Origin of the sequence: uncultured Parasphingopyxis sp., from assembly GCF_937129435.1 — a bacterium.
Classification (GTDB): Bacteria; Pseudomonadota; Alphaproteobacteria; order Sphingomonadales; family Sphingomonadaceae; genus Parasphingopyxis.
Map to the genome: position 1 here is coordinate 1 of NZ_CAKZNF010000073.1, position 9,876 is coordinate 9,876.

The 9,876-nt window shown below is 63.2% G+C and carries 7 protein-coding genes and 1 pseudogene; 6 read left to right on the plus strand and 2 right to left on the minus strand.

Annotation, left to right across the window (positions count from 1 at the left end):
* A pseudogene (locus tag Q0139_RS11660) lies at window positions 1-93 on the plus strand (IS5/IS1182 family transposase); the annotation flags it as partial.
* An 18-nt stretch (window positions 94-111) separates the two neighbouring features.
* Here Q0139_RS11660 and Q0139_RS11665 read toward each other — a convergent pair.
* A complete protein-coding gene (locus Q0139_RS11665; RefSeq protein WP_298021976.1) occupies window positions 112-429 on the minus strand; it encodes a 2Fe-2S iron-sulfur cluster-binding protein in 318 nt (105 codons plus the stop codon).
* Window positions 430-515: 86 nt separating this feature from the next.
* On the opposite strand from Q0139_RS11665, the gene Q0139_RS11670 reads away from it, so the two are divergent.
* Window positions 516-1,133 carry a DNA-3-methyladenine glycosylase 2 family protein gene (locus Q0139_RS11670; protein WP_298021979.1) on the plus strand — a complete coding sequence of 206 codons (618 nt, stop codon included), beginning with the start codon at window positions 516-518 and terminating at the stop codon, window positions 1,131-1,133.
* A 19-nt stretch (window positions 1,134-1,152) separates the two neighbouring features.
* Here Q0139_RS11670 and Q0139_RS11675 read toward each other — a convergent pair whose 3' ends face one another.
* Window positions 1,153-1,473 carry a PilZ domain-containing protein gene (locus tag Q0139_RS11675; protein WP_298021981.1) on the minus strand — a complete coding sequence of 107 codons (321 nt, stop codon included), beginning with the start codon at window positions 1,471-1,473 and terminating at the stop codon, window positions 1,153-1,155.
* A 100-nt stretch (window positions 1,474-1,573) separates the two neighbouring features.
* Between Q0139_RS11675 and Q0139_RS11680 the strand changes: the two genes are divergently transcribed.
* From Q0139_RS11680 to Q0139_RS11695, 4 genes are all read left to right on the plus strand, one after another.
* Window positions 1,574-2,452, plus strand: a complete 879-nt coding sequence (locus tag Q0139_RS11680; RefSeq protein WP_298021984.1) for an alpha/beta hydrolase — start codon at window positions 1,574-1,576, stop codon at window positions 2,450-2,452.
* Between the two features lie 83 nt (window positions 2,453-2,535).
* Entirely contained in the window at window positions 2,536-2,706 is a 171-nt protein-coding gene (locus Q0139_RS11685; protein ID WP_298021987.1) for a hypothetical protein, read from the plus strand.
* Between the two features lie 112 nt (window positions 2,707-2,818).
* Entirely contained in the window at window positions 2,819-3,796 is a 978-nt protein-coding gene (locus tag Q0139_RS11690) for a nitronate monooxygenase family protein (protein WP_298021990.1), read from the plus strand.
* 189 nt (window positions 3,797-3,985) lie between these two features.
* A partial coding sequence (locus tag Q0139_RS11695) for a hypothetical protein (RefSeq protein ID WP_298021993.1) occupies window positions 3,986-9,876 on the plus strand: 5,891 nt, incomplete at its 3' end.

A 9,876-nucleotide genomic window follows, 5' to 3' on the forward strand; every position in this document is an offset into this window, starting at 1 on the left:
CGCCTCAAGGACTTCCGACGCATCGCCACCCGCTACGACAAACTCGCCGCAACATACGCCGCCGCCATCAGCCTCGCTGCCATCATAGCTTGATGGTTATGAGTCTTGGCCCTAGTCTTCCTGCGCGATCGTCACGCGCAAACCGTCGAGTTCGTCGCTGAAGGGAATCTGGCAGGACAGGCGCGAATTTTCGTCGCGATGATCGGAGCTTTCGAGCAGGTCGTTCTCGTCCTCGTCCATCTCCGGAAGCTTTTCGTGCCATTCGGCATCGACATGGACATGGCAGGTCGCGCAGGAACAGCAACCGCCGCACAGCGCGAGCAGTTCGTCGAAACCATTGTCGCGGATGATTTCCATCACGGTCAGGCCATCGTCCGCCTCGACGGCCGTTTCGGCCCCATCGCGATTGACGACGATCAGCTTTGCCATGGCGCTTTCCCTCTTTCCTGCGTTCGACACGGTGCGTGGCGGCGCTATGAGGGGCAGGTTTTCGTAAATCAAGGGGCCGTGATGCAATGGGACTGAACGAACGCCAGCTCAAAACCTCGCTCGATGCCTTGGCCGGAATCGAGCCTGCCTTTGCCGACGCTCTCGAGCAAGCAGGCTATCCCGAGCCCCGGATCAGGGATCGCGGCTATGTCACCCTCCTCCGGACGATTGTAGGGCAACAGGTCAGCGTGGCGGCCGCCGACGCCGTCTGGCGCCGGTTGGACGAAACGCTGGGCAATCCGTCCGATCCGGCGAAGCTGCTCGCCACAAGCGATGAGGATCTCCGTGCTGCGGGCCTCAGCCGGCAAAAGCAGGGCTATGCCCGCAGCCTGGCAGGGCTCGTCGCTTCGGGCGAGCTCGATCTCGACGCCTTGCCGGAGGATGACGAGGAGGCGATCGCCGCGCTGACGGCGGTCAAGGGGATCGGCCGCTGGTCGGCGGAAATCTACCTGCTGTTCGCCGAGGGCCGGCCAGATATCTGGCCGGCAGGCGATCTGGCCGTACAGATCGCGGTCGGAAGGCTGCTCGGCCATGAAGACCGCCCCTGCGAAAAGGATGTTCGCCTGATCGCCGAGCCGTGGAGACCGCATCGTGGGGCCGCGGCGATCTTCGCCTGGCACAGCTACAATATGAAGGTGATCTGAGGCCGCCCCATTGGCGCGTCTACTTCAGGCGCGCGACGATCTGGTCGAAGACATAGTCGGCCAACGGCTGATCGAACTCGCAGCCAGCGGTAAACTTGTCCGTCCACGCGACGCGCGCGACGCGCGTCTCGAGGCCCGGAATATTAAGGAAAACCTGCTCGCCCTCGGCAAGCTGCAGGCCGGTTTCGATCCTGAACCCACTCTTCGAGATATTCAGCAGATCGACCTTGGATTGCGAATAGCCGCGCTTGCGCAGGCCGATCCGCGCGTTGACGTCCTTTCGGAGCGCCCGCGGCGCCTTTCCCTCATCGGGGGTCTCGGGATGGTTCGCATCGTCCATGGGATGTCCTTGTGCGCATTCAATTCTTTAGCGCACTTTTACAGATATCGTAAACGACGCCATACTTGACGTGAACGTTACCCATGGCAGAGTCGCATTCATGCAACGTCTCGGCCCGACCTCCCACAATTTCCATTCGCAGCGCCTGCGTCTCCACTATGCCGATTGGGGCAATCCGGACGCGCCACCGCTGATCCTCCTCCATGGCGGCCGCGATCATGCGCGCAGCTGGGACTGGACGGCCGAGAAGTTGCGAAAGAACTGGCACGTCATCGCGCCGGACTTGCGCGGCCATGGCGACAGCGAATGGGTGTCGGACGGCAATTACGACATGACCCCCTTCGTCTACGACCTCGCCCAGCTCATCCATCAGCGCGATCTCGCGCCGGTGACGATCGTTGCCCATTCGCTCGGCGGCAATATCGCGCTGCGCTATACCGGACTCTATCCCGATACGGTCCGGCAACTCGTCGCGATCGAAGGATTGGGCCCCTCCCCTGCGATGCAGGCCGAACGCGACAAGGACGGTGCGATCGGGCGCCTGAAGAACTGGATCGAAAGCAAGCGCAACGCGGCCGGCCGGCAGCACAAGCGATATCCGACGTTCGAGGACGCCCTGAAGCGCATGGCCGAGGCGAACGAACATCTGAACGAGGAATATGTCCACCACCTGACCGTCCACGCCGTCAGCCAGAACGAGGACGGCAGCTATAGCTGGAAGTTCGACCCGCATGTCAATGTCTGGGGCGGCGTCGATATCGCGCAACAGGACATCGAGGCGCTGTGGGGCGCGATCACCTGCCCCACCCTCCTCGTCTATGGGGAAGACAGCTGGGCTTCCAATCCCGCCAAAGATGGCCGGATCGTGCACTTCAACGATGCCCGTGTCGAAAGTTTCTCCGGCGCGGGCCATTGGGTCCATCACGACCGTTTCGACGATTTCGTCACGCTGCTCGACGATTTCCTCAAGCAAGACTGAGATTTTCGCCGTTGACATTGGCGATCGGAAACCGGAGCTACCCCGTTGAAGCCCGCGGGTCGCACAGAAAGGATACTTATTTCATGGCCGATAATTTCGACGCTCTCTCCCGTGTTTATGCAGCTGCGTACCAGTCCGCAAAGGCCGAAGAGAAGAGTGATGACTGGGCCCGGACATCGGGCAAACGCGCCTGTGTCGACTTCCTCCAGGTCGCGAAAGGCGAATGGGAAGACCCGAAGAATTCCGACGGCTGACACTGCTGTCGAGCATCGGACAGGGACAAGTCTGTGATGTGATAGCCGGCACCGGTGCGGAAGATCGAATTGTGTCCGTAACTCGCGTGCTGACCCGGAGGAAAAATCGGTCATGGCATTGAAGACGCGTTTCACCGAGGCGTTCGGTATCGAGCATCCTGTCGTTCAGGGCGGGATGCAATGGGTTGGCTATGCCGAGATGGTGGCGCCGATCGCCAATGCCGGCGGCCTGGGGTTCCTGACCGCGCTGACGCAGCCGACGCCGGAAGACCTGGCCAAGGAGATCGCACGGACGAAGGAGATGACCGACAAGCCCTTCGGCGTGAACCTCACCATCCTCCCCGCGATCACCCCGCCGCCCTATGCCGAATATCGCCAGGCGATCATCGAGGGCGGGATCACGATCGTCGAGACCGCCGGCTACAAGCCGCAGGAACATGTCGATCATTTCAAAGAGCACGGCATCAAGGTGATCCACAAATGCACGGCCGTCCGCCATGCGCTGTCGGCGGAGCGGATGGGCGTCGACGCGATCTCGATCGACGGCTTCGAGTGCGCCGGTCATCCCGGCGAGGACGATATCCCCGGCCTGATCCTGATCCCTGCGGCCGCCGACAAGGTGAAGATCCCGATGCTCGCCTCGGGCGGCTTCGGCGACGGGCGAGGGCTTGCCGCGGCGCTGGCGCTGGGCGCGGACGGCATCAACATGGGCACGCGCTTTTGTGTGACGCAGGAGGCGCCGATCCACGAGAATTTCAAGCGCCGGATGGTCGAGAATGACGAGCGCGACACCAAGCTGATCTTCCGCACGCTGCACAATACGGCCCGGGTGATGAAGAATGCCGTCAGCAGCGAAGTCGTCGAGATCGAGCGGGCGGGCGGCGCAGAGTTCAAGGACATCCAGCACCTCGTCGCCGGCAAGCGCGGGCAGAAGGCCATGGCGGACGGCGATCCCGATGGCGGCATCTGGTCGGCGGGCCAGATTCAGGGCCTGATCCATGACATCCCCACCGTGAAGGAACTCATCGATCGCATCGTCGCCGATGCCGAAGAAATCATCACGGCGCGGCTGAACGGGCTGATCGTCTGATCGATCCGCCAAGGTTGGATATGAGCTTGGACCGCTATTCTCGTGCTCGCCAAATTTTTCTGATCACCTGATCCGTTTGTCCCGATTCCCCCGCTTGGAGGATTGAAGGGTGTGGAGACGTTCGCGCCCGAAGGGGGCGGACGCCATCGATCCCGGTCGTTCTCCCCCGCCAATCGAAGGGGATAGCGCGTGTCGAACACCATCATCGAGAACAGGGCCGGAAAGATCGTCAAAGCCGCGGGTCGCGCGAGCGTGCTGCTCGGGCTGCTGGCCAGCGCCGCACCGGTACTGGCGCAGCAATCGGTGCCCGGCGCCGATCCCGATTGTCCGATCGTAAATGGCGTCGCGACCTGCACCGGCGATGTTTCGGGCGGCATCACCTCGGGCCCGGGCGATCCCTCGTTCAGCGTGCTCAACGTCGAGAATTTGACCGCGCCGATTGCGCCCAACGGCTATTTCGCCATCGGCGTCGTCAAGAACGACAGCGACATCGCGATCAACATCGCCGACGATGTCGTGATCGACGTGTTCGACGACCCGAACATCGCGGGCGTCGCGCAGGGCCTGATCGCGATCGTCGACCAGGGCTTCGACCTGACCATCGATACCGGCGCGGCGATCACGGCGGACGGCAATGGCAGCTTCGGCCTCGGTATCGAGGCGGTGGTGTCGAACGGCGATGGCGACCTGGCGATCACCAATCGCGGCACGATCACCGCCTTCACCGATTTCCAGTCTGCCATCGCGCTGCAGGGCCGGCAGGAGAACTCGACCGGCGCCATCGATATCACGAACAGCGGTGTCCTTTCGGCGACCTCGGGCGGCACGGGCGAGCGCAATCTGGCGACGTCGGGCATCCTCGCGCGCCATTTCCTCGGCGGCAACGACATCACCATCGGCAATAGCGGCGCGATCACGGTGGCGACCGGCCCCGATACGACCGACACCGATTTCGACGGCATCGGCGGCGGCATCGTCTCCAACATGTTCGGCGATGCGGGCGCCACGCGGATCACCAATTCGGGTGCGATCATGGCGAGCGGCCCGTTTACCAGCGGCATCGTCGGCTTTGCGCGGCACGATACGGCAACCGGCACGTCGCTCGTCACCGTGCAGAATAGCGGCGATATCGCCGTCGACGGGGTCGGCGGTTACGGCATCCTGGCACAGGGCGGCGGAAACAGCGTCAACACGACCGTCGAGAATAGCGGTGACATCGCGATGACATCGGGCGCGGGCACGCTGACCGGCATCTTCGCCCTCTCGCAGACGAGCGAAGCTGCGATCAGGGTCAACAACGAGGCCGGTATCACCGGCAGCGGCGCCCTGCTGCGCGCGCTCGGCGCCTCGACCTTCGGCGCGCCGGCAGGCGGCACCTACGACATCGGTGTCTTCAACCAGGGTGCGATCGCGTTCGACGCGCCCGCCGCGCTCGGCATCACCGTGTTCGCGACGCGCGACGACACGGTCGATGCCGATGTCGTCAACGATGGCGATATCGACCTGTCGGGCACGACCGACGCCGGATCGATCGGCATCAGCGTCGATCTCAACGCCATCGACGCCAATGCCGGCAGCGCCATCGGCAGCAGCATCGCGCGCATCGTCAACAGCGGCGACATCATGATGGGGGCGGGTACCGGCATCCTCGTCACCGCACAGGATATCGCGGTGACCAATCGCGGCGCGATCACCACCACCGGCGATGACAGCGACGGGATCGTGGTCGATGCGAGCGATGCGGACGACTGGCAGGTGCTGGTCGACGACGCAGGTTCTGTCACGACCGGCGGTGCGGGTAGCGCAGCCATCCGCGTCACTGGGACGACCGATGATTATCTCCAGACGCTCATTCACGAAAGCACCGCACGCGTGACGGTGAACAAGGCGCGGATGGCCGACCGTGCGCAGAACGCAATTACCGACTACATCAATTCGGTCGAAGAGGCACCTTTCCCTCCGGGCGGTGCCGATGGTGAAAGCGTGGTCGTCAACGGCGTTGTGCGCAGCGACGGCGGCGCGGGTGCGATCGTCAGCGAAGGTGCGCTGCGCATCGGCGCGGCCAATCCCGGCGCCGTGATCGCTACCACCGGTGACGACAACCCGGCCATTTCGGCACAGGGTGCGCTGTCGTTGCAGGCAAGCGACCGGCTGGTGCTGTCGAGCACCGGCGACAATTCGCCGCTGTTCCAGTTGGCGGCCGGCGGCCTGGGCACTCCGGGCGACAGCGCCTCGGGGGTGGTCGTGGTGGATATCGAGGCGAGCACCACCGGCGACAACAGCACGGCCTTCCAACTAGATTCGGGCGGCGGCAACAGCGTCGGCAATCTCGAGGTCTATTCGCGCGATGCAATGGCACCCTCGACGATCACCACCGGTGGCGACGGATCGCACGCCGTGCGCTTCGTCGCTCCCAATGGTGGATCGGCCTTCACTGGCCAGATTTATGACAGTCTCATCTCGACGGCGGGCAATGGCTCCCTCGCCCTCAACCTCGATCTGGGCGGAAACAGTTCGGCGAACCTCGCTATGCTCGACAGTTCCGTCTCGACCGGCGGCGCGGACAGCGATGCGATCCGACTTGGTATCGGCGGCGACAGTGACATGCTGCTGCTTCTGCAACGTTCGACCCTTGCGACCACGGGCGACGGCAGCGACGCGATCGACATTCCGCAGGTGGCCAACAGTTCGCTCGGCAATGCTATCATCATCGGCAGCGACGTCTCGACCGAGGGCGATGATGCGCGTGCCTTCGCCTTCGCCGAGCTGGGCGGCGATGCGTCGAGCCGCACAGCCTTCATCGCCGACAGCACTTTCGCAACCCAGGGCGACGGTTCGACGGCAGTGCTGCTCGGAGCCTATGGCAACACCTCTACCAGCACGACCAGCATCTTCGACACGACGATCACAACCGCTGGCAGCAATGCGCGCGGAATCGATCACGGTCTGGGCGGCGATGGCAGCGCAAACGAAATCACCATCGACAACGTCTCCGTCAACACCACGGGTGCAACCAATGCCGGGGCGATGATCTTCAACGGGACGGTCGATGACGATTCGGCTTTCTCGATCTCGCTATCCAATCTCGACCTTTCGACCCTCGGCAGCGATTCCGACGGACTGTTCATCGGTGGCGGCGGCTCTGGGAGTTCGGTGTTCAGCACCGATTCGGCAAGCCTGACCATTGCGACCCAGGGTGACAATTCGCGCGGGTTCGTGGTGGATCAGTTCATAGCGGGGGATGGGAGCACGACCGTCGGCGACATGTTCAACATCACCGTCACAACGCAAGGCGCAAGTGCACACGGAATCTGGATCGGCACCAGCGCCGACGGTTCGATGGTGAACAGCAGCACTGCTTTCAGTGCCGTGAACCTCGACATCGCCACCCAGGGTGACAGCGCACGCGGGTTCTATTTCGCCGGGCTGACGGGCGATATGACCGACAGCGATTTCACGCTACTCTTGCGCGACAGCAACATCTCCACAGCAGGTGCGGACGCCATCGGGCTCGAGCTCGGCGGGACAGAAGGCGACGTGACCGATTCCGACAAGACGGTCGCGCTGTCCAATCTCGATATCACCACGGCCGGCGCGGGCGCGCATGGTCTGGTGATCGGCCCCAATCTCGACGACTTCGCGGTCTCAGACGATTTGGCGTACGATGACATCGTGGTGGCGACGAGCGGCGCGGAAGCGCACGCGTTGTATCTGCGCGACGGCGCGCAATTCAGCGTGACGGAAGACAATAACCTCTCGCTCGATGCGACCGGTATCGGCTCCTTCGAAGCCTATGTCGGCGATGGTGCCAATCTCGCGATCCTCAGCGGTTCGCTGCGGCGCGCCGATATGTCCTTCGCGCGGGTCCTGCTCGACGGCGGCATCCTCTCTGGCAACGGCACGGTCGGTAGCGTAACCTCGACAGGCGGCACGCTCGCCCCCGGTGAAAGCATCGGGACGCTGATCGTCCGCGGCAATCTCTCCTTCGACGCCAATTCCTTCTATCAAGTCGAGGTGAACGACCTGAGCGAGAGCGACCGGGTCATCGTCTTCGGTGCGGTCGATCTCGGCGGAGCAACGCTCGACATCATCGAAAGCGGCGCGTTCGCGGGCGGCGGAAGTTTCAACTATATCATCATCGACAATGACGGCGCCGATGCGATCAACGGCGTGTTCGGTGACATCCAGAACGATTTCGCCTTCCTGACGCCGAGCGTCAGCTATACCGGGGGCGACGGCAACGATGTCCTGCTGACGCTGACCCCCAACAACACGCCGCCGCCGGTGGACGATTGCATCCGGGAAGATCGCACGCTGATCTGCACCGGCGACCAGTCGGACGGCATTGCGGTCGACGACAGCGACGCTGTCGATGCGCTGGTCGTGCGCGACCTGACGACCGATGTCGACATGACCGGCACCAATAGTGCCATCACTTTCGGCCGCAGCACCGGCCCGGTCTCGATCAGCGCCGACGAGACGGTGACGATCACGACCATGGGACGCGGCGTCGACGGTATCCAGGGACGGATCACCAGCACGAACAGCACCGCCGACCTCTCCATCGTTGCCAATGTCGATACGATCACGTCCGGCGGATCGGGTATTTTCGCGATCAATCGCGGCAGCGGCTACAGCAGCGTTACCTTCTCGGGCACGATCGTCACCGATCAAGGGTCGGGAATCTATCTGTCAGGCTCGGATGGTGGCGACGCCACAGTCGAATTTACGTCGGGCCTGATCGATCAGCTCGAAGACAATGACCCGTCCCGCCTGGGCTCGGCGGGATCGGGTATTCTGGTTGACCGAAATCTCGGTCCCGGACTGAATACGGTCTCGATCGCCGGTGATATCATCAATCGGCAGGTCAACGGACCGGGTATCTTCGTTCAGAATATTGCAGGCGGCCGCAACCTCGTAAGCCAGACGGGTGGCACCATCCGGACGATCGCAGACGGTTCGCCGGGGATTCTCGCCGAAGGCGTCACCAACTCCCAAGCCGGGAACGAGATTGGGCAACTCGCCGATATCATGGTTTCCGGCGAGATTTTGACCGAAGGTGCGCGCGGCCCTGCGACCAACATCCTGTTCGACGATGACCGGACTCAATTCCTCGATGCGAACGGCATTCTGCTCGCGGCCTTCGCTATCAATCCGGGCGATGTGCTGAACGGCGGCACCAATCCGACCGCGAATATCGAGATCACCGAGACGGGACGCATCTTCACGGAGAATTCCGCCGGAATCGCGCTCTACACGGAGAGCTTTACCGACGAGGACGACACGTTCGTTCCCATTCCGGTCGATGTCACCCTGACCGTTGCAGGCGAGATCGCCCGCGCGGATGGGGCCGATCTCGCGATCGATCTGTGGGACGGTAATGACACGATTGTCGTGCGGACCGGCGGCCTGGTCGACGGCTCGATCGCCACCGGCGCTGGCAGCGATATCGTGACGCTTCCCAATGGCACCGTCACCGGCACGGTCGATCTCGGCGCCGGGAACGACCAGTTCAACCTGACCGCGCTCACCAGCACCATCGTCACCGATGGCGGAGCGGGTATGGACCGGGCGGTATACGCCACTGCGGCGGGATCGGACGACGAGATCGACCTCAACGATTTCGCCTTCACGAGTATCGAAAGGTTCCTCCAGTTCGGCACGGGCACGCTCCGCATCAACGAGGCCGGATCGGTGTTCGATAGCTATCAGGTCAGCGTCGGGCAGGTTTTGGTGAATGCCGACCAGTCGGCCGTCGATTTCCTCGTGCAGAATTTCGCGCGCCTCGGCGGCACGGGCACGGTCGGCAACCTGACCCTCAACACCGGCACCTTGGCCCCTGGCGCATCGATCGGCACGCTGACGGTGAACGGCGACCTGGTGCTCGACGCCGCCTCGACGTTCGAGGTGGAGGTCGATGACATGGGCAATGGCGACCTTGCGATCGTCAACGGCTCGGTGACGCTGGGCGGGGCGACGCTGAACGTGCTCGAGACGGGCGACTTCGCCGGCGACGATCCGTTCAACTATCTGATCATCGACAATGACGGCAGTGACGCGGTGACGGGGACGTTCGGGAC